The following is a 26,571-nucleotide window of genomic DNA, read 5'->3' on the forward strand; positions in this document are numbered from 1 at the left end:
GCCACCCGCACACCATGCCAAGGATGACGTCCATGCAAGGTCGAATGTTCCGCCGCCTTCCCGCCGTCCTTCTTGCCTCGGCGAGCCTTGCGGGCATCGCTCCGGTTCATGCGGCCAGCACCGACGCCCCGCAGTCGACCACCGCGCAATACCGCGACTGGCAGCTCCACTGCGTCGCCGTCAAGGACGACAGCAAGACCTGCGAGGTCGCCGGCGTGGCCCCCACGCCCGATGGCAAGAACGTCGCCGCACGGGTGGTCGTCGGCCGCCCCGATCCGGACAAGCCGGCCCAGATCGTCATCCAGCTGCCGCCCGGCGTCTGGCTGCCGGATGGCGCCAGTCTCACCGTTCCCGGCGGCAAGGCGCCTGTCAGGGCCGAATTCAAGCAGTGCCTTCAGGTCTGCTTCGCCCAGGCTGACATCGACGACGCCACCATCGCCGCCATGAAAGCCGCCGACAAGCCGGCGACGCTCTCCGTCGTCGACGCGCAACGACGGCCCGTGACGCTGCCGATCTCCCTCAACGGCTTCAAGGCCGCCGAAGAGGCGATGAGCGGCAAGTGAAAAAGCGGTGCTCGCTAGAGCAATTTCAGCAAAAGTGGGAACCGGTTTTGCGTCCGAAATTGCGGTGAAACAAGGAGATAGAGCCCTTCGCCGCCCCGATCAAATGCCTGTCACGCCACCCGCCCCATTTCGAGGAACCACCCAAGGCGCGTCCCATCTCCCTCGTTGCATCCGGCTTCCATGGGTGCCCCATAGCAGCCTCGCGCTTTATCCTGCCCGAGGTCCCCGCCTGCGCGGGGAAGACAGGAAATTATATATAACAAAGACATAGATGATCGGCGGCGCCTCTATCAAGCTGTCTTCCCCGCGCAGGCGGGGACCTCAGGAAGGTGGGGCGAGCCGCTGATATAGCATTCCGAAGACGTAGGGCTCCTAGGCCTGAACGGAAATTCGCTGGGGCGAGGCAGATGGCGACGGCTTCGAGAACCGGAGCGGAGCGGGCTTCAAGCAACGCCAGCAAAAGTGCCCAGCGGTTTTGCGTCCGGCGTTGCGCCCTAGGAAACCACCCGTGAGCACCGGAAGCGCAGAAAACTAGGCCAAAGCATCGTTCGGAAAAGTGGGAACCGGTTTTCCGAGAAAACGATGCACCAGGAAAGAGGAGAGCAGCGTTCGTGAAAACGAGCGCTGCTCTCCGCCGCCCCAGTAGAGTTTCCGTTTAGGCCGCCCGCACAGTTGCCAGGAACCGGCCCACCTCCTGCCTGAGCCGCGACGATTGCTGGTTGAGCTCGGAGGCCGAGGCTAGCACCTGGGTCGAGGCGGCCGAACTCTCGGACGCCGCCTTGGTGACGCCGACGATGTTCGACGACACTTCGCTGGTGCCGGCCGAGGCCTGCTGGACGTTGCGGGCGATCTCGTTGGTCGAAACGCCCTGCTCTTCCACCGCCGAGGCGATGGCCATGGCGATGTCGTTCATCTGGCGGATGGTGCCGGTGACGGTGCCGATGGCCGCCGCCGATTCCTGGGTCGAGCTCTGGATGTCCTCGATCTGCCGGGCGATTTCGCTCGTCGCCTTGGCGGTCTGATCGGCGAGGTTCTTCACCTCGGCGGCCACCACGGCGAAGCCCTTGCCGGCATCGCCCGCCCGCGCCGCTTCGATGGTGGCATTGAGCGCCAGAAGGTTGGTCTGGCCGGCGATGTTGGTGATCAGGCCGATGATGTCGCCGATCTTCTGCGCCGCTTCCGACAGACGGCCCATCTTGTTGGCCACGGCATCGGCTTCATGGGCCGCCTCGCTGGAAATGCGCGCCGAATGCTGCACGCGCTGGCTGATCTCGCCCACCGACGCCGCCAGCTCCTCGGCGGCCGAGGCGACCGTCTGCACGTTGGAGGAGGCCTGCTCGGCCGCCGCCGCCACCGCCGTCGACTGGTGCGTCGTTTCCTCCGCCGTCGCCGACATGGTCTCGGCCGCGCCCTGCAGCTGATGCGAGGCGCTGGACACCGCGCCCACCACGCCGCCGACCGCCGCCTCGAAATCGTCGGCCATCTTGGCCATGACGGCCCGCCGCTCGGTCTCGGCGATCGCCTTCTGCGCCGCCACATCCTGTTCGAGCTGGCGATTGTGGATGAGCTTGTCCTTGAAGAAGCTCACCGCCTCGGACATGGCGCCGATCTCGTCGCCGCGCCCGGCGCCGGGAATCTCCACCGTGAGGTCGTTGTCGGCAAGGCTCGCCATCGCCTGCGTCATGGCGTTGAGCGGCCGCACCACATGCCTGCGGACGACCAGCAGGCTCAGCACCGACAGGGCGATCGCCAGCACCATCAGCGCCGCGTAACCGAGGAACAGTTCGTTCTCACGGCTCGCCACCGCTTCGGCCCGATCGAGCGCCACGGCAATCACCGCGCTGGCGACATTGGCCACCTTGCTGAGCGCGCCGGTCACCTGGCCCTTGAAGGTGTCGAAGGTCATCGCGCTCTTGTCGCCGGCCGACAGCTCGTCGATCGTCTTGAGATAGGCGTCGTTGAACGATCCGGCGAAATAGGCGTCGTCGGCCGCGCTCACGGCGCTGTCGAAGGCCGGCCCGAGGTTCTGCGTTTTGGCCAGCTCCTTCATGGTGGCCCAGTTGATCTCGGCCTGCGCCCGCCCGGCGATGATGGCGCGCACGCTGTCCGTCGTCAGCTGCTTGCCGGCCGACAGCGCGCCCTGCGTCAGAATGGCCGGCGTGCCGGACACCGAGCGGGCCGTCCAGGCCATCTGCTTGGTGAGCAGCAGCTCGCCGCTCTCGGCATCGAGCCGGCGGATCTCGGCGTCGAGCTGTTTGGAAGCGCTTTCAAAGACCGTCAAAATGCCGGCCGACGTCTTGAGATAGTTCTTGAGGAAGTCGGCGTCCCGCTCCGCCGGCGCCTTGGCGAGGTTGGCGTCCGCCGTGGCGCGCAGAGATTTCAGCAGGTCGTAGCTCGAGGCGATGGCACCGGCCGTCGGCTTCCAGGCCGCGAAATCGTCGAGGCTTTCGGCCGAGATCTTCGCCATGTTGGTATCGACGATGTCGCGATAGCCGGCAACGCCCTTCATCAGCGTGGCGGCCTTGTCGGGGTCGATGTGCATGCTGGTGTCGGTATCGCCGCGCTCATAGCGCAGCGACTGCAGCACGTTGAACACATACTCGTCCATCTTGGTCAGCGCGGTGACGGACTTCGCGGTCTGCAATGATGAATAGCTGCCGAGCATCAGCTTGGCCGTGACGCCAATCACCGCCACGCAGATCAGAACGGTGAAAAAGCCCAGCACAGTCCCCAGCGAGAACCGGCTCAAAATCCTGCCCATTTTCAAGCCCCTTTTATTAATGTGAACTATGGTTAGGATTCAAAATTGAATAGTTTCTTAAATAAAAACCGGAGCCGGTAGGCGATCTATTCAAGCTCACGCATGAATGATCGCACACAATTTTTTGGCGAACCGCAGAAACAACCCTTCATGGTATAGCAAATACCAGCCCGGCAACCGGAAGCGGCGCAGATTACACTATCGGACCGATTAGTTCTTCTTGATGTAGAACGGTCCATGATCCAGCAACATCGATCCTCTCGACGGTAATGCCGGCCATTGTTCAATCAGACGAACAACTCAATTGGCATCGTTGCGAGTGTTGATGATCGCCATAACCCGCCAATCTCGTCACGAAATCCAATCGATGCCATCAGCCACCGCCGCTGGAATGGTCCGATATTGAAAATTTTTCTGGGAAACATTATCGATAAATTTAACTAGTGAACCTCGGTTACGCGCAATCCACTGCGGCCGCCGGTGAACGGTGAGCGGCCCGGGTGCGCAGCCCTCCCCTGCCATCATCGCCTTAACTCATACGAAAGTAGCGATGGAGCGAGACGGCATCGATACCGCTAACGCCGTCCCTTCACTTCGACAGCCCCATGTCGATCAGCTCCAGCAGCCGCGTCGGTGGGCGCGGCGACCAGCAAGCTTCACACCGTAGTCTTCATCAATGACGACACGTCACAAGGCCGGCCTTGCCTCCTCCAGTAACCAGTCGGCGAAAGCCCGCAGCGGCCCGTCGCTCAGTCGTACCGGCTCCGGAAGAACGAGGCAGAACGTCTTGGAAACCGACCTTCCCTCCGGCCATGGCGCGACCAGCCGGCCGCTGGCCAGCTCTGCCTCGACATAAAGGCGCGGCACCAGCGCGACGCCGAGGCCGGCCAGCGCCGCCTCGATCAGCATGGCGTGGAGATCGTAGCGCGGGCCGATCGCCGGGTTGCTCAGCGTGACGCCGCTCTCCTCGGCATAGAGCCGCCAGGCCTCCGGGTTCTGGCGGCGATGGAGACGCGGCAGCGCATCGAGCGCCGTCGCCGCGTCCCGTCCCTCCATCAGCGACGGATGACAGACCGGCACCAGCACTTCGTGCAGCAGGCGGTAGGTGCGCATGCCCGCCCAGGCCGGATGCTCGAAGTGGATGGCCGCATCGAAACCGCTGCCGGCGAGAACGAAAGGCTCCATCTGCTCGGCAAGATGCACGGTGACGTTCGGATGCCGCTCCCTGAACCGGCCCAGACGAGGGATCAGCCAGCGCGTGGCGAAGGTCGGCAGGATGGCGATATCGAGGCTCGCGCCGTCCGCCGGCTGGCCCATCAGGTAGTTGCTGTCGCGCTCCAGCCGGTCGAGCGTCTCGCGAACCTGCACCGCGTATCGCTCGCCATTTGGCAGCAGCCGCACGCGATTGCCCACCCGTTCGAAAAGCGTGACGCCGAGGAAGGCTTCGAGACGGCCGATCTGGCGGCTGATCGCCCCCTCGGTCAGCGCCAGTTCGTCCGCCGCATGGGTGAAGCTGCCATGGCGGGCTGCCGCTTCGAACGCCATCAGCGCGGAATGGCTCGGGATCCTGCGGCGCATCGGCCTCTCCTCGATCAATGACATTCAGTCACTGAAGCATGAGGCAATATCGATGTTCTGGCCAGCAGAGCGCGACTAGCTTGATCAAAGATCAACACAGGCAGGACGGCAGCATGCCCCGGCCGGAGGAGGATCAAGTGATTTACACGGTGGAATGCAGCTTCGCCGATCCCGGCAGCGAAGCGGAGTGGAACGACTTCTACAGCCAGGGAAAGCTGCCGGCGCTGATCTCGGTCGGCGGCTTTCACACCTCGCAACGCTTCAAGGCGCTGAGCTCCGGTTGCCCGGTCTATCTCGCCCTGCACTCGATCGACGGTCTCGACGTGCTGACCGGCGAGGAGTACCGCCAGAAGGGCGGCGGCAACTTTGCCCGCTGGCAGCAGCACATCACCGACTGGCACCGCAACCTCTATGACGGTCTCGACCGGGCGCCGGACGTGGGCCCCGACGAGCTTCTGCTGATCAGCTCTGTCGGAGCCCAGGCGCTGGCCGAGCTGGGCCTCGCCCCATCCCATCTGCTGGCGACCGCGCTGGAGAAATCTCCCGCCCAGCGCTGGCTCGCCAAGGTGGCCCGTACCCAGTTGCCGCCCGCTAAACGCCTGCCGCGCGGCATTGATGTCTATGAAGCGATGACGGCGCAACTGAACCGCGCCGCCGCGCGACCGGCTCGATAGGATCGCCATGCCCAACGTCACGATCTTCATTGCGGCGGAAGAGATGCCACCCGATGCGCGCCTTTCTGAGCTGACCGACCGATGCGCCGACCTGTGCATCGGCGTTCTCCAGGCAACGCCGGAAAATGTGCACGTCATCACCGTTCCCGTCCGCCATGGGCGCGGCCATCCTGTGTTCGCCTCCATCAGCTATCGACTGACGGGGTCGCGCACGCCGGAGGTGATGGACCATTTCATGGTTGGGCTCGACGAGGCCATCCGCAAGGCCTCCGGCTTCACCGCGCGCATCCGCTGCTTCGGCTACGCGGCGTCCCAGCTTTATGCCCGCAATTGATGCGCCGCTTGGAAACAGGCATGTCTGCTTCCCTATTCTCCACCCGACGGGTCGGCGACGTCACAGTGACCGCTATCAGCGATGGCTACATGCCGGACAGCCTCGGCTTCCTCACCAACATCGATCCAGCCGACGCGCTTCGACTGCAACACAACGCCGGCGCGCCGGACCCGACCGCCCTCCACGTCAACGGCTACCTGCTGCGCATGAGAGGGCACACCGTCCTGATCGACACGGGAACCGGCGGGCTCCGGCAATCGGGTGGCAAGCTGAAGGACAATCTGCGTCTCGCAGGCGTCGCCCCCGCCGAGATCGACGCCATCCTGTTGACCCACGCCCACCCCGATCACATCGGCGGACTGCTGAAACCGCTGGACGACGTGGGCTTCTCCAATGCCGAACTCGTCCTGCATGAGAGCGAGCTTGCCTTCTGGCAGGACGACGGCCATCTCGCCCGCGCCAGCGAGCGGGCTCGCGGCGCCTTTCTGATCGCCCGCCAAGCCTTCGACGAGAACCGCGACAGGCTCCGCACCTTCAAGAGTGGCGAAGTGCTTCCCGGCATCACCGCCCTGCCCCTGCCGGGGCACACGGCCGGGCACACCGGCTATCGCCTCGATGCCGGCGGCAACAGCCTGTTGATCTGGGGCGACATCGTGCACTTCCCGGCGATCCAGATTGCTCGCCCGGATGTTTCCATCGCCTTCGATCTGGATGCGGAGCTGGCAGCCACCACACGATCGAAGCTTCTCGACAGCGTCGTCACCGAACGCCTGCCGATCGCCGGCATGCATATCGGAGAGCTCGGTTTCGCGCGGATCGAACGGACCGGCGCGGGCTACGCCCTGACTTACGACGAATGATACCGCTTCCGTCTGGGTTCGACCTTCCGGGCGGAACCTGACGGAAGCGGAAGTGCCCGACCAGGCGCCGGCCGATCAGGCCGAAATCCGTTTGAGCCGATGAGTCCAGATCAAGCGGAACGGGTATGACGCGTCGATCCCGGCTACGGGAAAGACAAACGCGCCAACGCCGGAAACCGTTCAGCCGCATGGTGTCTGACAGCGTCGACAATCACCATCCATCCGGACCAACCACTAGGCACCCCCCGCGCATGGTGAAAACGGTTCCAATAAAACCACCCCTCCGCTTTCAATCCGACACGAAAGCAGGCTAAACCCGGCGACGATCGCTTTTCTCCCAGCGTGGGCAATACCTTGAGCAATACCGTCTCCGCCCTCACCCTCGCCGGCTTCCGCGCCCTCATCCGGCTGCGCCGCTATCGCGAACTGGGCCTTCTCGTCATCGCCACGCTGGTCGGCTGCCTGGCCGGCGTCGTCGTCACCACGATGAGCTGGATCACCAACGTCGCCCATCACCTGCTCTACGGCCTGCCGTCCGGCGAGCGATTGAGCCAGCAGGACAGCCTGTCGCATCCGGCCCTGGCGCTGGTGCCCATCGCCGGCGGCATCGCCCTTGCCCTCATCACCTATCTGACGCGCCGCCGCTTCACCCGCCCGCCGGTCGACCCCATCGAGGCCAACGCCCTGCACGGCGGCCGCATGTCGGTGCCCGAGAGCCTGCTGCTCGCGGTGCAGACCATGGTCTCCTCCGGCTTCGGCGCCTCGGTAGGGCTGGAAGCCGGCTACACCCAGGCGAGTTCCGCCTTCGCCTCGCGCCTTGCCGAGGCCATGCGCCTCAGGCGTCGCGACATCCGCACGCTGGTCGGCTGCGCCGCCGCCGGCGCCATTTCCGCCGCCTTCGACGCGCCGATCACCGGCGCCTTCTACGGCTTCGAGCTGATCATCGGCACCTATTCGGTGGCCCTCGTCGCCCCCGTGCTGGCCGCCTCGCTGGCCGCCAGCCTCACCGCCGGCTGGCTCGGCGCCGTGCAGACCACCATCGAGGTCGGCCCGGTGCCGGTGCTGACCGCCGCCGACCTCACGCCCTTCATCCTGCTCGGCCTGATCGGCGGCCTGCTCGCCGTCGCCGTCATGCAGCTGGTCACCGGTGTCGAGCGCGCCTTCCGCTGGGCGAAGATCCCCGCCTGGGCGCGCCCGGCCATCGGTGGCGCGCTGGTCGGTGCGCTGGCGCTGATGACGCCGCACGTGCTCTCCTCCGGCCACGGCGCGCTGCATGTCGACCTTGCCTCCGACGCCGGCTGGCAGATGCTGATGGTGCTGTTCGTGCTGAAGGTGCTGGCCTCGGCGGTGTCGCTCGGCTCGGGCTTTCGTGGCGGCCTGTTCTTCGCTTCGCTCTACCTCGGCGCGCTGTTCGGCAAGGCCTATGCGCTGCTCTTGGTCGACGCCGGCATCCTGCCACATCTCTCCCCGCTGCTCGCCTCGGTGGTCGGCATGGCGGCCATGGCGGTGGGCGTGGTCGGCGGCCCGATGACCATGGCCTTCCTGGCGCTCGAGACCACCAGCGACCTCAGTATCACCGGCGCCGTGCTCGCCGCGTCCATCGTCTCGGCCGTGGTGGTGCGCGAAACCTTCGGCTACTCCTTCTCCACCTGGCGCCTGCACCTGCGCGGCGAGACCATCCGCAGCGCCCACGACATCGGCCGCATGCGCTCGCTCACCGTCTCCAGAATGATGCGCTCCGACGTCCGTACGGTCTCGGCCACGCTGACGCTCGATGCCTTCCGCTCCATCTTCCCGCTCGGCTCCACCCAGCGCGCCATCGCCGTGGATGGCAATGGCGGCTATGCCGGCATCATGGTGGTGGCCGACGCCTACGCCGCCGGCACCAGCGAAGGCCGAGGCGAAATCGCCCCGCTGCTGCGACACCGCGACGCCATGCTCCAGCCGTCGATGAACGTCTCGGAAGCCGCCGAACTGTTCGACGCCGCCAAAGCCGAAGAACTCGCCGTCGTCGACAGCCGCCAATCCCGCCGCGTCATCGGGCTGCTGACCGAGCAGTATCTGATGCGGCGATATGCCGAGGAGCTCGACAAGGCGCGGCGGGAGCTGATGGGGGAAGGGTGAGGCACCCTTTAGTTCCCCCTCGCCTTCCTCGTCCTGAGGTACACCTTGAGTTCACGTGTAAATTCAAGGTGTACCTCGGTCAGGATGGAGCACCCGGCTGATATAGCGCTCCAGCCTTGATGGCAGCCTTCGTCTCGGGCACCCTGCCTGATGGCGGCCTCAGGATGATCGACGGCCTGTGGCACATTTTATCAGCGCCGGGTGTTCGGCGCCGACAACTGTGGCTACATGAGTAGGCCAACCACGAGGACGCGCCGTATGGCCAACACGATTTCCAACCCAGAGCTTGCCGCCCAGCTTGCCGCGCTCGACCAGTTGACCAACTGGGAGCAGCGGCCGCGCGGCGGCATGCGGGTCGGGCTTGAGCCGATGCTCGACCTTGCCGGCCGCCTCGGCAACCCGGAGCGCGCCTATCGCATCATCCATGTGGCCGGCACCAAGGGCAAAAGCTCCACCTGCGCGCTTCTGGCGGCGGGGCTGATCCGCGCCGGCTACAAGGTCGGCCGCTATAGCTCGCCGCATGTCGTCCATATCGGCGAACGCATCACCCTGAACGGCCAACCGGTCAGCGAGGCGGACCTTGCCGCCGCGCTCGGCCAGACGCTCGATGCCTTGCGGGCGGCGCGCGCCGAGGGCAGCGCCGGGCGCGACGCTACCTGGTTCGACGTGCTGACCGCCACCGCCTTCCTGATCTTTATGCGCGCCGGCGTGCAATGGACGGTCATCGAAACCGGCCTCGGCGGTCGGCTCGATTCGACCAACATCGTCGAGAGCGAGGCGGCGATCATCACCAACATCGAGCTGGAACACACCGAGGTGCTGGGCAAGACGCGCGCCGCCATCGCCTCGGAAAAGGCCGGCATCATCAAGCCGGGCTCCCTCGCCATAACGCCGCTGGCCGAGGCCGACGAGGCCGGCGCCGTCATCGCTTCGCGCGCCCAGCAGCTCGGTGCCACGCTCATCCGTCCGGCCATTCCGGATGACGCCGGCATCGAGGAGCGCAACGCGGCGCTGGCCGGCGCGGTCCTCGATGCCCTCGGCATCGGCGACGGCAAGCTGGCGTTCGGCGCCGCCCTACTCGATCCGGCCACTCGGGAGGCCGCGCGGCTGCCCGGCCGCCTCGAGACCTTCATGACGAAGGTGAGGCGTGAAGCGGGGCTGGCCACCGTCCATGTCGCCCTCGACGGCGCCCATGTTCCGTTCAACCTCGCGGCCGTCATGACCGACCTCGGCAAGCAGGCTGCCTTCGCCGGTCCTTGCATCGCCGTCGTCTCCTTTGCCGAGGACAAGGACGCGCTCGGCCTCCTCTCGGTGCTGGCGCACCATCAGGTGTCGATCATCTTCACCGTGGCCAGCGGCCGGTCGCGCTCGCCGAGCGAACTGAGCGCCATGGCCAGACAGCTTGGCTTGAGCAGCGAAATCGAACCCGATCCGCGACGGGCCTACCACAAGGCGCTTGGGCGAGCCGCGACATCCGGCGCCTGGGTACTGGTCACCGGCTCGCTCTATCTGGTCGGTGCCATCGAGGCGAATGGAAAGGCGTGATACGATCCTTCTGGTTCGCGAGAAAAGCGACGGCCGTTGGACCTTGCCGGGCGGCTTTGCCGACGTCGGGCATTCGGCCTCGGAGAATGTCGTGGCCGAAATGCGGGAAGAAGCCGGCCTCACGGTTTGCGCCACCCAGCTCTATGGCCTGCGGCACTAGGCCAAGGCCTACCCGCGCACCCATCGTGCCGCGGCCTCGGCGGTGTCTTCCGGTCGCGTGTTGAACGCAATCGCCGCTCCGGGGGCGGCCTTGTGCACAAGGTTCACGACGATTTCAAACATCACGAGCCCCTTCGGGGGCAGACGCATTCCGCCGCCGATCACCACGCAATCGTAGTTGGTCGATGCCAGCTGTTTCTCGAGCGTGGCGCGGCCCGCGTCGTCTGGCGAGATCATGCATTCATCCGCCTGCCATCCACGCTCTCTCAATTTGCTCATGCCGATGGCGATGCCGGCGCGGATCTTCTCCGCGTCGAAGCCCGGCGGCAGCGCAGGGTCGGAAAAATCCACGGTCTCCGGGGTCTGTCCGATAAATAAGACACGGGTCATGGGATGGTCTCCTTTTGCAGGGGCCTTGCGGCCCTGTTTGGTCGGCCGTTCTTAGAGCCTGCCTCGAAGTTCGCTGGGGCGCGGCAGCTGGCGATGAGTTCGAGAACCGGAGCGGAGCGGACTTAAAGGTCCGTGAGCACCGGAAGCGCAGCGTTCTAAGCTAGATGCCCGCCCCAGTAGAGTTTCGGGGCAGGCTCTTACCAGGTGATGAGTGGCGCCTGGCGCAACCAGGCCTCGGTCGTGAGTTGCTGGACGACGAATTCGGCGACGTCGGCGCGCGCGATCGAGCCGCCGTGCACGGTCGTGAGATCGGTGAGAGCCCGCACATGACCGTTGGCCGGTTTGTCGTTCAGCACCGTGGGCCGGACGATCGTCCAGTCGAGCGTGCTGGCCCGGATGGCGTCTTCCTGGCGGTTCTTGTCGTCGTAGACCTTGCGGAGCAGCAAGGGCAGGAACACCCGGTCGAAGAAGAACCCACCGTGACCCCGGCTGTCGCCAGCGCCGAGCCCGGTGATGCAGACCAGCCGCCGGACCTTTTGCGCTTCCATCACGCGGACCAGCGCCCGCGTCGCCGTCGACAGCAGCGTCACTTCGCGAAAGGGGCTCATGGCGGTGCCGAGGGAACTGATGACGGCATCTGAGCCGGCGATCGCACGGGTCAGCGCCGCTTCATCGCGGGCATCGCCCTCGACAAGATCGATACCGCTGAGGCCCACCGCTAGGGCTTTTTCCTTGGACCGAACCAAGGCAACGACGCTGTGTCCCGCCGCCAAGGCATCGCGGACAATCAGCAGGCCGGTGGCACCTGTCGCGCCGAGAACGAGAATTTTCATGGTCGGCTCCTGTCGTGTCGCGTGGAGAAAAAGCGCTTATCTCAGGTGCTGGGCGAGAAATGCGGCGATGGCGTCGACGGACTGCTCCGCCGCGACAAGTTGACCGATCGAGGACTGGAAGACATGCGGCATGCCGGTCCAGATCGACAGCGCTACCTCGGTGCCCGCTGCCTGGGCTCGATCCGCGTAGCGGATTGCATCATCAAGCAGGATCTCATCGTCGCCGACGTCGATGCGGATGGGCGGCAAGCCTTCGAGAGGACCAAAAAGCGGCGACGCCTTGGGATCTGCGGCATCGGCACCGTTCAGGTAGGCGCCGGCAAAAGCCTGGAATACGGTCTTGGTGAAAATCGGGTCCGCATCGGCGCGGGTCTCGAAGGTACTCCCTGTCAGCGTGAGGTCAAGCCAGGGCGACATCACGGCCGCGCCGGAGGGCTGAAGCGTTCCCTTCGCTTTCTCGGACGCGACGATCGATAGCAGGGACAAGGCCAGACCGCCGCCGGCCGACTCCCCGGTCACCACGATCCGTTCGGCGCCTTCGCCGACCAGGCCGCGATAGGCAGCCACGACGTCGTCAATCGCCGCGGGGAAGGGATGCTCCGGTGCAAGCCGATAGTCCGGAACAAACGTGTCGGCGCCGACGCGGCTGGCGATCTGGCTGGCCAAGCCTATGGCCGCTTGCGCCGAGCCAAGACTGTAGCCACCGCCGTGCAGGTGGAGAAGACGCGCCGTCGGCAGCGCCTTGTCCGGTCGGAGCCAAAAGCCCGCAACGCCGCCGACAGTCGCCGGCTCGATCCGGACACCAGCCGCAGTCGGTGTCGCGGCCATCATGGCGTCGAACATCGGTCGCGCCTCTGGACCAAGCGGCTCGCCCTTGTGGGCGCTGGTGGCCTGCCGCATGGCAGCAACAAACGCCGCATCTTCAGATGCAAGAGGGTGGATCGTTGTCATGTCGAAAACGCCTCAAGGTGTTGTGTGCCTTGAGGACAACCATAACCGTTTCACTTTTATCGAATAGATGCCAATATTGGAATAGATCGTTACAAAATCGGAACAGTCATGGATTTGCAGGCCTTGTCTGACTTCAATCTGGTCGCTGCCAATGGCGGGTTCGGCCGCGCCGAGCGGGCCTCCGGTCGCTCCAAGGCGACGCTGTCGCGCCGGGTCGCCGAACTCGAACAGAGTCTTGGGGTGAGGCTGATCGATCGCGGATCGCGAAGCTTGCGCCTGACGGACGAAGGGCGAGCGCTGCACGAGCGAACCAATGGATTGCTATCTGAAATCGCCGAAGCGGGAGAGGCCGTGGCACTGGGCGCATCGACGCCTAAAGGAAGCCTGCGCGTCAGCGCGCCCGTTGCCTTCGCCCATGTCGCGCTGGGCCGGCTCGGCGCCCGCTTTGCCATGGCCTATCCGGAGGTACAGCTGACCATCGTCGCCGAGGACCGTCTGGTCGATCCGATTGAAGATGGCTACGACCTCGTTATCAGGATCAACCCTTTGCCGGACCAACGCCTGGTTGGTCGCCATTTCCTCAACGACGAACGCTTGATCGTGGCACCTCCCGGCATGCCACGCCCCGCCTTCACGGCGGATGGCAACGAGATCGCCGTGAAGGCCATTCTGCTTGCTGCGACGGCGCCAGCGGTCATCTGGCGGATGAAGGCGGACGCAGAGGCTGACATCCTGATAAAACCGCAACCAGTTCTGCGCCTGTCGTCTCTGCTGATGGTCCGCGATGCCGTGCTGGCGGGTGCCGGCATCGCCTTGTTGCCAAAGCTTCTTGTCGACGAGGATCTCGCGACAGGAAGGCTCGCCTATTGGGGAACCCAAGCGGGACCGCCGGTGGAAATCTGGGCCCTGCAAAGCTCCCACCGCCTGATCGGCGCCAAGGTCCGCGCCTTCCTGGACCTCGTGGAACAGGAATATCCCGAAAGAGTTTTTGTTCCGCCGATCTGACCACCGCGATCGTCGCCTTCTTGGCGCCCGACAAAAGCGGATGTGCCTCAATCCTTTGGTCTTGGATCTTCGGCTTGGCCGAGTCCGGTCGGGCTTCGCCACCGCAACGGAGCGATGAACACTGACCGATGCCAAGCGAGGCTGGCCCTGGCTCATGGGGATCTGCCGCCTCGCCTTTCCTCCCATCGCCAAAGCTGCTGAGGAGAAAAATCTCACCTCACGGAACTGGATGGCCTTTGCGCGGTTGAACACGGGGGCTGCCAACCCAAGAGGTGACTCATGAACTACCGTACCATGTTTGCCGCCACCGCCATCGCCTGCATCATCGCCAGCCCGGCTCTCGCCAAGAGCGACAAGTCGTTCCTGCGCGACGCCATCAAGGGCGACAATTCCGAAGTCGCTCTCGGCCAGCTCGCCGCCCAGAAAGGCATGAGCGACGGCGTCAAGGGCTTCGGCAAAACGCTTGCCACCGATCACGCCATGGCCAAGGACCAGGTGGCCACGGTTGCCACGTCGATGAAGGTCAAGGTCACCGACGAGACGACGCTCGAGGCGCGCAAGGAAATGCGCAAGCTCGACAAGCTCTCCGGCGCTGCCTTCGACAAGGAATTCGTCTCCTACATGGTCAAGGACCATGAGATGGACATCAAGGAGTTCAAGGCAAAGGCGGCCGGCGGCAAGGGTGACGTTGCCATGCTCGCCAGCAAGCAGTTGCCCACCCTCGAGCAGCACCTCAAGACGGCCCAGTCGCTCGAAAAGATGTAACGGGCCCTACCCTCGGTCAGCGGCGCGCCGGACCACCGGCCGCCGCGACCTTGCGGCGAGCCGGACCACTTCACAGCCATAAGCGCATCGCGTTCCGAGCTCGTTCGCTCCCGCAGGAGGCCAGCTTTTGCGCGCGCTTGATAGATCCCCCACCAACATCTCGTCCTGAGGTCCTTCGCCTTCGCCACTGCTGTCCGGTTTAAATGTCTGGACAGGGTGCATGACATTGATTCTACTTGTTTTCAGACGTTTGGCCGCGTTCTGGACACGAGCAGGGGATCAACGCCATGCAGCATCACAATAGCGTCTTTCATCAAATTCAGCGCCATATTCCGTGGGCGACCTTCGATCGTCTTGTGGAAGACTACAAAGCCGACCACCGCGTCCGTCGTTTGCCGTCCAAGAGCCAGTTTCTGGCGCTTCTATTCGGTCAATTGGCCGGCGCTGTGAGCTTGCGCGAGATCGAGGCGGCGATGAGCAGCCACCAAGGCCGACTCTACCATGTCGGTGCCAAGCTGCCCGCCCGATCGACACTGTCCGACGCCAATGCCAGGCGGCCTTGGCAGCTGTTTGCCGACCTGTTCGCCCATATGGCGCAGGCGGCCAGCAAGCGGACGCGCCGACAGATGAGCGAGGCGGTGCGGATCATCGACGCCACCCACATCCGCCTGTCCTCGCTCAACGCGGCCTGGCTCAGCGAACGCAAGGGCCTATGGGCCGCCAAGATGCACCTGGTCTACGATCCCAACGCCGACGCCCCCATGGAAATCGCGCTGACCGACCAGACGGTACACGACGTCACCCCGGCCAAGGCGTTCAAGCCAATCCCCGGCATGACCTATGTCTTTGATCTCGCTTATTATGACTTCGCCTGGTGGGCCAGGCTCCACGCCGAGGGATGCCGCATCGTCACTCGCTTCAAGTCTCACACCCCGCTTAGGGTGAGCCTGGTCAACCCGGTGCCTGAGACCGGTTCCGTGCTCACCGATCGCATCGGCTTCCTGCCCGAGCGCCTCGCCTGGTCACGGCAGAACCCCATGAGCGATCCGGTGCGGGAAGTCACCGTCCGCATCTCCACCGGCAAGATCCTGCGCATCCTCACCAACGATCTCGACGCCCCGGCCCAAGAGATCGCCGACCTCTACAAGCAGCGCTGGCAGATCGAACTGTTCTTCAAATGGGCCAAGCAGAACCTCAGGATCAAGCACTTCCTCGGCACCTCCGAGAACGCTATCCGCATCCAGATCTTCGTCGCCCTCATCGCCTACATCCTGATCAGGATGGCTCAGGCAACCCAGACCGAAGTCTCCAGATTGCTCACTTTTACTCGCCTCGTCCGTGTCAACATCATGCACAGGAGGTCCATTTGCCACCTCAAAACACCGCCAAAACCGCCTGTCATCGACCCAAGCCAGATGGTTCTCCCAGGGCTCGCAATTTAAACCGGACAGCAGTGGCCTTCGCGAAGGATGACAGGTAAATTATATATTGGATACAATCGGATAGCGCCGCGCTAACCCTCCCATCGTTGTCATCCTTCGCGAAGGCGAAGGACCTCAGGAAGGTAGAGTGATCGGCTGATGTAGGTGACCGTCAGATCCAAAATGCCCTTTCACCCTGACGCGGGTTCCCGCGCCGCCACCCCCAGCTCCACCGCCCGCCGCGCCACCGCGTCGGGCTCGTTGGTGGTGATCTGGTCGGCCTTGAGCTCGATGAGCCGCTTGAGACTGTCGTCCGCGCCGGGGTGGTGGAGATCGAGCGTATAGGCGTCGATGCGCTTGCCGGCCGCGTGGAAGGCGGCGATCAGGTCGAAGCCGCGACGATCGGCAGCCAGCACCGCGCGATAGTCGAGATAGATGAGGCTCGCCTCCGGCAGCGCTTCCAACGCCTCGGCGACGAAGGTGCCGAGATCGGCGCCTGACACGATATCGGACACCGTCCGGTCGTTGCAGGGATCGAAGCCGAGGTTGAGGCCGGCGGTTGCCCGGCCGAGCCGCGCCACCGCTTCGCGGTCGCCGCCCGAGAGGATGAAGTGCGGTGCCACACCGGTCATCACCTCGGCGAAGGCATCGACGGCTGCCTCGCTGATCACATCGTCCCCCACCTTGAGGTCGAGCTGGATCAGCGTTTCCGGATGCACCGATCCGCCGCGCACCAGCGCCGCGAGATCGTCGAGCAGCAGCACCTTCTCGTCGGTGATCTCGCCCGAGGGGCGGCGCAGCTTCAGTCGCCTCAACTCATCCGGCGTCACATCCATCACCGGCCCATGGCCGTCGGTCTCCCGATCGAGCGTCTCGTCATGCAGCACGGCAAAGCCGGCGCCGGCATGCGGGTTGAGATCCACCTCGAAGCTGGCGCCCAGCGCCATCGCCTCACGCGCCCGGGTGGGCGTGAACGGCACGTCGGAGCGGACGCGTCGGCCCATGTGCCACTTCAACCGCGTGCGGTGGCCGTCGCGATAGAGATCGAGACCCGGTTCGTTGAGATCATGCATAACGGGCGCCGCGAAAGGAACGCACCGTGTCGGAGCGATAACGGCGCGGCTCGTCGCCCTCGGTGAACACCGTCCAGCTTTCGACGCGGATGCCGATCTGATCGCCCTGACTGACGCGGATCGCCTTGTCGGTCTGGATGCGCAGATGCGTGCCGTCGGCGAGCTTGCCGTCGATCACCACATGGGCGCCGAAGTCGATCATCCGCCGCACCGTCACCGTGCGCCCTTCCGCCGGCTCGGCCAGCTCGATGTCCTCGGGGCGGATGGCCAGCTTGGCCGGTCCGCTGCCCTCGGCGGGAAGCTTCAAGCCGCTGGCGGTGATTTCACCGTCGGCCAGCGTGCCCTCCAGCATGTTCATGGCGCCGATGAAGCCGGCGACGAAGGCGGTCTTCGGTTCGGCATAGATCTCGCCGGGTCGGCCGACCTGCTGCATGCGGCCGTCGGCCAGCACCACGATGCGGTCGGAAATGGCCAGCGCTTCGTCCTGGCCGTGGGTGACGAACACGGCCGTGATGCCGAGGCGCTGCTGGATGTCGCGTACCTCCTCGCGCAGCCGCTCGCGCAGATGCTGGTCGAGGCTGGCGAAGGGTTCGTCGAGCAGCAGGATCTTCGGCTCGACCACCAGCGAGCGGGCGAGCGCCACGCGCTGCTGCTGGCCGCCGGACAATTGGCTCGGCAGGCGAGCGCCGTAGCCGGTGAGGCCGACGAGGTCGAGCACCTTCTCAACACGCTCGCGGATCTCCGCCTTCGGCAGGTGCCGCAGCTTCAGCCCGAAAGCGATGTTGCCGAACACCGTCATGTGGCTCCACAGGGCGTGGCTCTGGAACACCATGGCCGTCGGCCGTCGCTCCGGCGGCAGGTCGGTGACGTCGACGCCGTCGATGGCGATCGTGCCCTCGCTCGGCATCTCGAAGCCGCCGATGATGCGCAGCAGCGTCGATTTGCCGGAGCCCGACGGCCCCAAGAGACAGACGAGTTCGCCGTCGTCGATGGTGAGGTCCATGGCGTCGAGCGCCGTGACCTTGCCGAATGTCTTGGCGATGCCGCTCAATTGAACCTGAGCCATGGGAAATATCCTAAAAAATGAGGGGGGCCTAACCGCCCAATCCTTTGGCGAAAGCGTCGGCGCCCATCACCCGGCGGGCCGCCAGCATCAGCACGAAGGACGGCACCCAGAGGAAGACGAACAACACCGCGCCATATTGGACTTCGAGGGCGTTGTTGATGAAGGAGATCATCACCATCGGCATGGTGCGCACGTTGGGCAGGCCGATCAGCCAGGCGGCGTCGGTCTCGTAGAAGGTGCTGACGAAGGTGATGAGCAGGGCGGCGGCCAGCGTCGGCAAGGCCTGCGGCAGGGTGATCGACCAGAACACTCGCATCGGCCCGGCGCCGACGTCGCGCGCCGCCTCCTCGAGCCGCCTGTCGACGCCCTGGAAAGCCGACACCGGAATCCAGATCATGTAGAGCAGCGTGCCCACCAGTTGGATCAGCACGACACCCCAGAAGGTGCCGACGAGGTGCAGCGTCAGGAAGATGGTGGCGGTGGCGACGATCAGGCCGAATTTCGGGAAGGCCTGCACGCTGAGGAAGGCGAGGAACAACACGTTGCGGCCGGGGAAATCCAGCCTGGCGAAGGCGTAGGCGGCCGGAAAGCAGATCGCCGCCGAAATCACCGTCACCGTGGTGGTGATGCTGAGCGACAGCCATAGCGCCTGCCAGACGTCGTTGCGCGTCAGCGTCTCCTGCCAATAGCCGAGGCCCATGCGCTGCGGCACGATGGCCGGAAAGCGCCAGACTTCGGCAAAGGCCCAGACGGCGGTGACGATCAGCGGCAGCAGGATGACGATGGCGAGGCCAGTGAGGAAGGCAATGCCGGTCCAGTCGACCGGCTCGCGACGGCGAACCCGTGTTCGGAGATCGGACAAGGCGCCGGCGGGTGGGAGTCTGGCGATATCGGTCATCTCAGACCCTTTCTGCCCTTGGCGATGGCGCGCACGTAGATGAGGCCGAAAGCGGCGCAGAAGGCGAAGGTGATCACCGCCTGCGTGGTGGCGTTGAGCGGATCGGCATTGTCGGAGAAGGTGCGCTGCATGTACGGCCCCATCATCTCCGGCGAGGCGGGGCCCAGGAGGTAGGGCAGCGTGAAGGCGGAGAACAGGCCGAGCACGTTGAAGGCCAGCGCCACGATGATCGAGCTCTGGATACGCGGCAGGATGATGCGGGTGAAGATGGTCACCCCCCCGGCGCCGAGATCCCGCGCCGCTTCCACCGAGGCGGTGGAGACGCGGCCGAGGCCGGAGAGCAGCAGAAGAAGTGTCAGCGGCAGCCCCTCCCAGACGAGGCCGATGATCGGCCCGGCCGGCTGCAGATAGGGGCTCGGCAGCTTGGGCAGATGCACGGCGACGAGCAGCGTGTCGACGATGCCGTTGGGGCCGAGAACACGGATGAAGGCATAGGCGACCAGCACCGACGGCACGAACAATGGGAACAGCGCCAGGCTCTGCACCAGCGCGGCGATGGAGCCGGTGCGAAAGCGCAGATAGAGCGCGATCGGCATGGCAGCAGCGACGCGCAAGATCGAGGTCAGCGCCGTCACCCACAGCGTCAGCCACAGATTTCTGAGGCTATAGGCATCGCTGAAGAAATAGACGTAGGAGGCGGCGCTGAAGCCCTTGCCCGGGAAATACAGCGTGCCAACAAACGCCTGCAGCACCGGCCACAGCACCAGCCAGAGGAGAAGCAGGACCGGAAGGGCGACGAGAAGGAGGCCCGAAAGCCCCCCTCCCCCTACCCGTGAACGGGGCGCGGAAATCATCGCGACGATCAGGTGCGCGAGATGTTCGGCGCGACGTTGCGATACCAGCCGTCCTGCACCGCCGTGGTCCATTTTCCCTGCGGGAAGGTTGGGATCGAGGACGGGATGACGTCGGCATACTTGTCGTGCAGATCCTTCGGCAGGCTCGACCAGTCGACGGCGGGGAAACCACCCAGCTTTTCGATGATGGCGGTCTGCATTTCCTGCGACAGCAGGAAGTCGGCAAGCTTCAAAGCATCGTCGCGATGGGCCGCGTTGGTCGGGATAACGGCCTTCGAGAAGTCGCCGCATAGCGCAAGATCGGTGAGCTGTACGAGGCCGGTGGTCTCCGGCAGCACGCCCTTGGCGATCGCCTGCAGGGCCTGATCGGACCAAGCCGGGATCATGGTCACGGCGCCCTGAGCCAGGAGCTGCAGCGAGGCGGTGTTGCCGGCCGTATAGGCGCCCTTGTCGTAGAGCGACGGCGCCAGATCGTTGAGCACCGCCCAGGCCTTGCCCAGCACATCGTCGGCCGTGGCCTGGTCGAAGTTGTCGACCTTGAACTTCGAAGGATCGCGGCCAGATACTTCGTGCACAACGCGGTTGACGAAGTTATTGCCCGAACCGCCCTTGTCGGGACGGTTATAGATGAACTGGCCGGGGTTGGCCTTGATCCAGGCGACGAGGTCCGCGAAGGTCTTCGGCACCTTGTCCTTGGCCAGCTTGGTGGTGTCGTAGGCGAGCAACACCTGCGAGCCGCGGTAAGGCAGGCCGTAGGGCGTCTGGATCGCCAGCTTGTTGAGCGTGCCGTAATTCTTGAGGCCAGCCTTGCTGAAATCGGTCCAGAGGCCTGCGTCGATGCCACCGGCCGGCAGCAGCGGATCATACTGCTCGATGAAGTCGAGCTGCGGATCGGCCTTGGCCGAAAGGGCAGCCAGCGCCCGCTGCACCACGGCATCGAGCGCCGCCTGCGGGCGAGCGATGACGACGTTGAGCTCGGTGCCGGAATTGGCCGACTCAAAAGCCGGCTTGATGATGTTTGAAAAGAAATCCGAGATATTGGCGTCGGACGACGTGTACATGTCGAGACGCGTGGCGGCGGAGGCAAAGCGGGTCGTGGCGGCGAGAGTGGCGGCCGTGCTGACCATCAAAAATTCACGACGGTTCATGGTTATCTCCCAGGAAGCGGTCTGTGAAACCCCTTTCAAGGGGTAGAGACCGGTTCTCGCACACGGGACGCTAGGCAGGCTAGTTATCAATTAGATGACAAACAGACGCTACTTTGATGACAAAGCAAAACCATCTGGGGACTAAACAAAACCAATATCAATCGCGAATGAGTCCGCCAAAATAGCGCAACCCGTAGGCGCGAATATCGCGCACCCGGATCTCCTCGAAGCCGAAGAAGGCGCGATAGTCGCCGTCGACGATGTCGATATAGTCGTGGCCGTTCTGGCGGAAGCGAAAGCCGCCGAGGAACCGCCGCTCGCCATAGAGGGTGGTCAGCGCCGCCTTGATGGTGGCGCCGGCCTCGGCGCCGGTAATCAGGTCGTCGCGCAGCACCCGGCCGTGGTAGTTCATCGCCCACACCGGACGGTCGCCCCGCCATACCACTTCCTGGCCGGAAAAGTCGGTACCGCCGAAATAGCTGTCGAGATAGCGATAGTCGCCATCGGCGAAGGCAAGATCGTGCGAGCCCGGCCGGCAACTCACCGCCGGCGCGCCGCCGCCAACATAGGTCGCCGCCTTGGCGGTAATGATGAAATCTTCCAGCGCATCCATTGACGGCCTCCGGTTTCCCATCGCGGAACCTAATGCAGGCCACTGCCGTTTCATGGCAGCAGGAAGAGGCAGCTTGTCCTTGCCGGGTCGCTTTTGGCGTGGTGGACAAATCAGCCGGCTTCAGGCACTTTCTCCTTCGGGTTGTGAGGGTTTGAAAGCTTCATGGACGCAGAGACGTTTCGCGCCTGGCGGCAGCGCCAGGGCCTGACGCAGGACGAGGCAGCGCAACACCTCGGCCTCAAGCGGCGAATGATCCAGTATTACGAGCGGGGCGAGCGCGGCGGTCGGCATGTGGCGATCCCCAAACACGTCCGCCTCGCCTGCTGGGCCATCAGCCAGGGCATCCGCGATTTCGACGGCCAGGAAGCGGGCGAGGCCAAGGCCGCCAGCTAAAGTATCGGCGGCTGGGCGAACGCATGCCTCGGTGCAGATCGCGCGGACCAAGGGCACGCGCTCAACGCGCTATTCAAACCGCTCGCTCCATCCTGCCCGAGATCCTCTGCCTCCGCAGAGGAAAACAGTCTATAATATTGGTTTCATTAATATAATTCTGTCTTCCTCTGCGAAGGCAGAGGACCTCGGGCCGAAAGAGGCGCGGGGCACATATCGGCTCCGGGATATCGCGGACGCGATCATTACCGCCCCAGTCATCCGATACGCCGCACCATCATCACGTCATCGATCTCCCGGCCTTCGTGCAGGAAGCCGCCGGGAATCCGGCCCACCTCGATGAAGCCTTCTCGCTGGTAAAAGCGGATGGCCGCCGGGTTTTCGGCGGTGACCGCCAGTTCCAGCAGCCGGATACCGATCTCGCGCGCATGGTCGGCGGTGGCCTTCAGGAGGTCCCTGGCAACCCCGCTGCCGCGCAGCCCCTGGCGCACGTAGACCATGATGATAATCGCGCGATGGGACATTTTGCTCGACCGCTGCCGGAACAAACCCGTTAGCCCAACGGGTTCATCCCCTTCAAAGGCGACGAATACTGGCTCGCTCAACCGCGCCACCCACTCTTCGGTGGAGAGCGTTGCCCAATGATCATAACTGGCCGCAAAGGCCGAGGGCTCGGCGCGCAGCGCTTCCAGGCGAATGCGCTTGAAAGCCTCGACCTCGGTCGCGTCGATGCGCCGGATGGTGATGTCGGTCCCCATTGGACTTCCTCCGCCAAAACCACATAGAGAACAATGCGCAGATGCCGCAACGGCGGGTCAAGCAGCATGTCGCGAACCCCGCCTGCCCCGCCTTGTCGCAAACCTGCCTAACAAAGCCGCCAATTCAAAGCGCAGCGGGGTTTGCGGCCGCGCGCTTTTCATCTATAAGCCCGGCAACGGTCCGAACGACGATCACCCTTCTTGCTGCCCGCCCCGGTCGGTGCCCCGCGCACCGGCCGCGTTTACACGCGAGTGAAGATGCCCAGACGCACCGATATCGACACCATTCTCATCATCGGCGCCGGCCCGATCGTCATCGGTCAGGCCTGCGAGTTCGACTACTCGGGTACCCAGGCCTGCAAGGCCTTGAAGGCGGAAGGCTACCGAATCGTCCTCGTCAACTCCAATCCGGCCACCATCATGACCGATCCGGAGATGGCGGACGCCACCTATATCGAGCCGATCACTCCGGAGATGGTGGCGCGCATCATCGAGCGCGAACGGGCCGAGCGGCCGAATGACCACCTCGCCCTCTTGCCCACCATGGGCGGTCAGACGGCGCTCAACACCGCCCTGTCGCTGAAGAAGATGGGCGTCCTTGAAAAGCACGGCGTCGAGATGATCGGCGCCACCGCCGAGGCGATCGACAAGGCCGAGGACCGTCAGCTGTTCCGCGAGGCGATGACACGCATCGGTTTGGACACACCGAGGGCCGCCTTCGTCAACACCTCCGCCCTCAAGCAGCAGTTCCGCGCCGAATACGAGTCGCGCCGCGCCGCCGCCATTGCGGCCCACCCCGAGGATGACGCCCGCGCCAAGGCGCTCGCCGCCTTCGAAGGCGAATGGGCCGCCGACGAGAAGGCCCGGCGCGAGGAATACAACCTCACCGCCCGCCTCAATGCGCTGAAGGCCTACAAGGTGACCGGCCTGCCGGCCATCATCCGCCCGTCGTTCACCATGGGCGGCACCGGCGGCGGCATCGCCTATACGCTGGAAGAGCTCTACGACCTCGTGATGTCCGGCGTCGAAGCCTCGCCGACCAACGAGGTGCTGGTCGAGGAGTCGGTGCTCGGCTGGAAGGAGTTCGAGATGGAGGTCGTCCGCGATCGTGACGACAACTGCATCATCATCTGCTCCATCGAGAATGTCGACCCGATGGGCGTGCATACCGGCGACTCGATCACGGTGGCCCCGGCGCTGACGCTGACCGACAAGGAATACCAGATCATGCGCAACGCCTCTTGCGCAGTGCTGCGTGAGATCGGCGTCGAGACCGGCGGCTCCAACGTGCAGTTCGCCGTCAACCCGGCCGATGGCCGGATGATCGTCATCGAGATGAACCCGCGCGTGTCGCGCTCCTCGGCGCTGGCCTCCAAGGCCACCGGCTTCCCGATCGCCAAGGTGGCCGCCCGCCTCGCCGTCGGCTACACGCTGGATGAGCTCGCCAACGACATCACCGGCGGCGCCACGCCGGCCGCCTTCGAGCCGACCATCGACTACGTCGTTACCAAGATCCCGCGTTTCGCCTTCGAGAAGTTCCCCGGCGCCGAGCCCAATCTCACCACCGCCATGAAGTCGGTGGGCGAGGTGATGGCCATCGGCCGCACCTTTCAGGAATCGTTGCAGAAGGCGCTGCGCGGCCTGGAGACCGGCCTTTCCGGTCTCAACGAGATCGAGATCCCCGGCACCGGCGTCGACGAACGCGGCGCCATTCGCGCCGCCCTCGGCGTGCCGACACCCGACCGGCTGCGCCACGTCGCCGAAGCCATGCGTCGCGGCTTCACGCTGGACGAGATCTACGACATCTCCCACATCGACATGTGGTTCCTGCGCGAGATCAAGGGCATCGTCGATACCGAAGCCAAGATCCGTCAGAACGGCCTGCCGGAGACGGCTGGCTGGCTGACCCGCCTCAAGGCCATGGGCTTCTCCGACGCCCGCCTCGCCGAACTCGCCCACAAGCCGGTCGAGGACGTGACGGCGCTACGCGCCAAGCTCGGCGTCCACCCGGTCTACAAGCGCATCGACACCTGCGCCGCCGAGTTCGCCTCGCCGACGGCCTACATGTATTCGACCTACGAGACGCCGTTCGCCGGTCAGCTTGCCGACGAGGCGCGCCCGTCCGACAAGAAGAAGGTGGTCATCCTCGGTGGTGGACCCAACCGCATCGGCCAGGGCATCGAGTTCGATTATTGCTGCTGCCATGCCTGCTTCGCGCTCAGCGACGTCGGCTATGAGACCATCATGGTCAACTGCAATCCGGAGACGGTCTCCACCGACTACGACACCTCCGATCGCCTCTACTTCGAGCCACTGACCGGCGAGGACGTGCTGGAGATCCTGCGCGTCGAGCAGCAGAACGGCACGCTGCACGGCGTCATCGTCCAGTTCGGCGGCCAGACGCCGCTGAAGCTCGCCGACACGCTGGAACGCGCCGGCATCCCCATCCTCGGTACCTCGCCCGACGCCATCGACCTTGCCGAGGACCGCGACCGCTTCAAGCGCCTCCTCGACAAATTGGGCCTCAAGCAGCCCAAGAACGGCATCGCCTACTCGATTGAGCAGTCGCGCCTGGTAGCGAACGAGCTGAAGTTCCCGCTGGTGGTGCGTCCCTCCTACGTCTTGGGCGGCCGCGCCATGGAGATCATCCGCGACGAGACGGGCTTTGACGCCTACCTCTCCGGCACGCTGCCGGCGCTGGTGCCGGCCGACGTCAAGGCGCAATACCCCAACGACAAGACCGGCCAGATCAACATGGTGCTCGGCAAGAGCCCGCTGCTGTTCGACCGCTATCTTTCCGACGCCATCGAGGTGGACGTCGACGCGCTCTCCGACGGCAAGGACGTGTTCGTTGCCGGCGTCATGGAGCATATCGAGGAAGCCGGCATCCACTCGGGCGACTCGGCCTGCTCGCTGCCGACCTATTCGCTGCCGGCGGCCACCGTCGAGGAGCTGAAGCGCCAGACCCGCCAGTTGGCGCTGGCGCTCGACGTCGTCGGCCTGATGAATGTCCAGTATGCGGTGAAGGACGGCACCATCTACATCCTCGAAGTGAACCCGCGCGCCTCGCGCACGGTGCCCTTCGTCGCCAAGACCATCGGCAAGCCGGTGGCCAAGATCGCGGCCCGCGTCATGGCCGGCGAGGCGCTGGCGAGCTTCGCGCTCACCGAGCAGAAGCTCGGCCACGTGGCAGTGAAGGAGGCGGTGTTCCCCTTCGCCCGTTTCCCCGGCGTCGACACGGTGCTCGGCCCGGAGATGCGTTCGACCGGCGAGGTCATGGGTCTCGACCGCAATTTCTCGGTGGCCTTCGCCAAGGCGCAGCTCGGCTCCGGCACCAAGGTGCCGACCGCCGGCACGCTGTTCGTCTCGATGCGCGACGCCGACAAGCCGCGCATCCTCGACTCGGTGCGCGGCCTCGTCGAGATAGGCTTCAAGGTGATCGCTACCTCCGGCACCCACGCCTATCTGGTCGAGCATGGCATCCCCGCCGTTCTCACCAAGAAAGTGCGCGAGGGCCGGCCGCATTGCGTCGACGCCATCAACAATGGCGAAGTGCAGCTGGTGTTCAACACGACGGAGGGCGCCCAGGCGCTCGGTGATAGTCGTTCATTGCGCCGAGCTGCCCTCTTGCAGAAAGTCCCGTATTATACCACCTTGGCGGGGTCGATCGCGGCGGCGCGCGGAATCGGGGCATGGTCCTCCGGCGTACGCGAAGTCCGCCCGCTGCAATCCTACTTCGGCTAAGCTCGGGTAGGCAGAATTGGTGTGTCGCTGAGCATCCGCCCGAAAAGTCGCAGACTTTCGGGAC

Annotated in this window: 24 protein-coding genes; 12 read left to right on the forward strand and 12 right to left on the reverse strand. The window is 64.8% G+C overall.

The window, feature by feature from the left end:
- Positions 1-32: 32 nt before the first annotated feature.
- Positions 33-563 (forward strand): invasion associated locus B family protein, encoded by a 531-nt coding sequence (locus G522_RS30295; protein ID WP_026791963.1) that lies wholly within the window; start codon positions 33-35, stop codon positions 561-563.
- A gap of 655 nt (positions 564-1,218) precedes the next feature.
- On the opposite strand, the gene G522_RS0116300 is transcribed toward G522_RS30295, so the two are convergent.
- Positions 1,219-3,324 (reverse strand): methyl-accepting chemotaxis protein, encoded by a 2,106-nt coding sequence (locus G522_RS0116300; protein ID WP_084633224.1) that lies wholly within the window; start codon positions 3,322-3,324, stop codon positions 1,219-1,221.
- A 687-nt stretch (positions 3,325-4,011) separates the two neighbouring features.
- Entirely contained in the window at positions 4,012-4,902 is an 891-nt protein-coding gene (locus G522_RS0116305) for a LysR substrate-binding domain-containing protein (protein ID WP_026791965.1), read from the reverse strand.
- Between the two features lie 113 nt (positions 4,903-5,015).
- On the opposite strand from G522_RS0116305, the gene G522_RS0116310 reads away from it, so the two are divergent.
- The 6 genes from G522_RS0116310 (at position 5,016) to G522_RS29650 (ending at position 10,599) form a co-directional block, all read left to right on the forward strand.
- Positions 5,016-5,576, forward strand: coding sequence for a sugar ABC transporter (locus G522_RS0116310; protein WP_245586678.1), 561 nt, complete (start codon positions 5,016-5,018; stop codon positions 5,574-5,576).
- 7 nt (positions 5,577-5,583) lie between these two features.
- A complete protein-coding gene (locus G522_RS0116315; protein WP_026791967.1) occupies positions 5,584-5,910 on the forward strand; it encodes a hypothetical protein in 327 nt (108 codons plus the stop codon).
- 20 nt (positions 5,911-5,930) lie between these two features.
- A complete protein-coding gene (locus G522_RS0116320; RefSeq protein ID WP_026791968.1) occupies positions 5,931-6,770 on the forward strand; it encodes an MBL fold metallo-hydrolase in 840 nt (279 codons plus the stop codon).
- 354 nt (positions 6,771-7,124) lie between these two features.
- Positions 7,125-8,894, forward strand: coding sequence for a chloride channel protein (locus G522_RS0116325; RefSeq protein WP_026791969.1), 1,770 nt, complete (start codon positions 7,125-7,127; stop codon positions 8,892-8,894).
- 258 nt (positions 8,895-9,152) lie between these two features.
- Positions 9,153-10,439: a bifunctional folylpolyglutamate synthase/dihydrofolate synthase gene (locus G522_RS0116330; RefSeq protein WP_026791970.1), complete on the forward strand. Its 1,287-nt coding sequence runs from the start codon at positions 9,153-9,155 to the stop codon at positions 10,437-10,439.
- The gene (locus G522_RS29650) at positions 10,426-10,599 is read left to right on the forward strand and encodes an NUDIX domain-containing protein (protein ID WP_156886960.1); all 174 of its coding nucleotides are present in this window, start codon (positions 10,426-10,428) and stop codon (positions 10,597-10,599) included. The genes G522_RS0116330 and G522_RS29650 overlap by 14 nt, the downstream gene beginning before the upstream one ends.
- Positions 10,600-10,607: 8 nt before the next feature.
- Here G522_RS29650 and G522_RS0116340 read toward each other — a convergent pair whose 3' ends face one another.
- From G522_RS0116340 to G522_RS30075, 3 genes are all read right to left on the reverse strand, one after another.
- The gene (locus G522_RS0116340) at positions 10,608-10,988 is read right to left on the reverse strand and encodes a hypothetical protein (protein ID WP_026791971.1); all 381 of its coding nucleotides are present in this window, start codon (positions 10,986-10,988) and stop codon (positions 10,608-10,610) included.
- Positions 10,989-11,185: 197 nt separating this feature from the next.
- The gene (locus G522_RS30070; protein WP_026791972.1) at positions 11,186-11,821 is read right to left on the reverse strand and encodes an NAD(P)-dependent oxidoreductase; all 636 of its coding nucleotides are present in this window, start codon (positions 11,819-11,821) and stop codon (positions 11,186-11,188) included.
- Positions 11,822-11,857: 36 nt separating this feature from the next.
- Complete coding sequence (locus G522_RS30075) at positions 11,858-12,772, reverse strand: alpha/beta hydrolase (RefSeq protein ID WP_026791973.1); 915 nt, start codon at positions 12,770-12,772, stop codon at positions 11,858-11,860.
- 108 nt (positions 12,773-12,880) lie between these two features.
- Between G522_RS30075 and G522_RS0116355 the strand changes: the two genes are divergently transcribed.
- The 3 genes from G522_RS0116355 to G522_RS27210 all read left to right on the forward strand — a co-directional run bounded on the left by G522_RS0116355 (position 12,881) and on the right by G522_RS27210 (position 15,984).
- Positions 12,881-13,777, forward strand: a complete 897-nt coding sequence (locus G522_RS0116355; protein WP_026791974.1) for a LysR family transcriptional regulator — start codon at positions 12,881-12,883, stop codon at positions 13,775-13,777.
- Between the two features lie 279 nt (positions 13,778-14,056).
- Positions 14,057-14,542 (forward strand): DUF4142 domain-containing protein, encoded by a 486-nt coding sequence (locus tag G522_RS0116360; protein WP_026791975.1) that lies wholly within the window; start codon positions 14,057-14,059, stop codon positions 14,540-14,542.
- 287 nt (positions 14,543-14,829) lie between these two features.
- A complete protein-coding gene (locus G522_RS27210) occupies positions 14,830-15,984 on the forward strand; it encodes an IS4 family transposase (protein ID WP_036839706.1) in 1,155 nt (384 codons plus the stop codon).
- 170 nt (positions 15,985-16,154) lie between these two features.
- On the opposite strand, the gene G522_RS27215 is transcribed toward G522_RS27210, so the two are convergent.
- From G522_RS27215 to G522_RS0116395, 6 genes are all read right to left on the reverse strand, one after another.
- On the reverse strand, positions 16,155-17,036 hold the full coding sequence (locus G522_RS27215; protein WP_036839708.1) for a glycerophosphodiester phosphodiesterase: 882 nt from the start codon (positions 17,034-17,036) through the stop codon (positions 16,155-16,157).
- Positions 17,029-18,102: an ABC transporter ATP-binding protein gene (locus G522_RS27220; protein ID WP_051228706.1), complete on the reverse strand. Its 1,074-nt coding sequence runs from the start codon at positions 18,100-18,102 to the stop codon at positions 17,029-17,031. The genes G522_RS27215 and G522_RS27220 overlap by 8 nt, the downstream gene beginning before the upstream one ends.
- Positions 18,103-18,130: 28 nt before the next feature.
- The gene (locus tag G522_RS0116380; protein ID WP_084633225.1) at positions 18,131-19,000 is read right to left on the reverse strand and encodes an ABC transporter permease; all 870 of its coding nucleotides are present in this window, start codon (positions 18,998-19,000) and stop codon (positions 18,131-18,133) included.
- Positions 18,997-19,854, reverse strand: coding sequence for an ABC transporter permease (locus G522_RS0116385; RefSeq protein ID WP_036839777.1), 858 nt, complete (start codon positions 19,852-19,854; stop codon positions 18,997-18,999). The genes G522_RS0116380 and G522_RS0116385 overlap by 4 nt, the downstream gene beginning before the upstream one ends.
- 8 nt (positions 19,855-19,862) lie before the next feature.
- Entirely contained in the window at positions 19,863-21,002 is a 1,140-nt protein-coding gene (locus G522_RS0116390; RefSeq protein ID WP_026791978.1) for an extracellular solute-binding protein, read from the reverse strand.
- A 157-nt stretch (positions 21,003-21,159) separates the two neighbouring features.
- Complete coding sequence (locus G522_RS0116395; RefSeq protein WP_026791979.1) at positions 21,160-21,615, reverse strand: DUF5680 domain-containing protein; 456 nt, start codon at positions 21,613-21,615, stop codon at positions 21,160-21,162.
- A 162-nt stretch (positions 21,616-21,777) separates the two neighbouring features.
- Between G522_RS0116395 and G522_RS27225 the strand changes: the two genes are divergently transcribed.
- A complete protein-coding gene (locus G522_RS27225; RefSeq protein WP_036839711.1) occupies positions 21,778-22,008 on the forward strand; it encodes a helix-turn-helix domain-containing protein in 231 nt (76 codons plus the stop codon).
- 254 nt (positions 22,009-22,262) lie between these two features.
- On the opposite strand, the gene G522_RS0116405 is transcribed toward G522_RS27225, so the two are convergent.
- Complete coding sequence (locus G522_RS0116405) at positions 22,263-22,763, reverse strand: GNAT family N-acetyltransferase (protein WP_026791980.1); 501 nt, start codon at positions 22,761-22,763, stop codon at positions 22,263-22,265.
- A 258-nt stretch (positions 22,764-23,021) separates the two neighbouring features.
- Here G522_RS0116405 and carB point away from each other — a divergent pair, with 258 nt between their 5' ends.
- Positions 23,022-26,507: a carbamoyl-phosphate synthase large subunit gene (gene carB / locus G522_RS0116410; protein ID WP_026791981.1), complete on the forward strand. Its 3,486-nt coding sequence runs from the start codon at positions 23,022-23,024 to the stop codon at positions 26,505-26,507.
- Positions 26,508-26,571 lie beyond the last annotated feature (64 nt).

This window comes from Pleomorphomonas oryzae DSM 16300, from assembly GCF_000422965.1.
GTDB lineage: Bacteria > Pseudomonadota > Alphaproteobacteria > Rhizobiales > Pleomorphomonadaceae > Pleomorphomonas > Pleomorphomonas oryzae.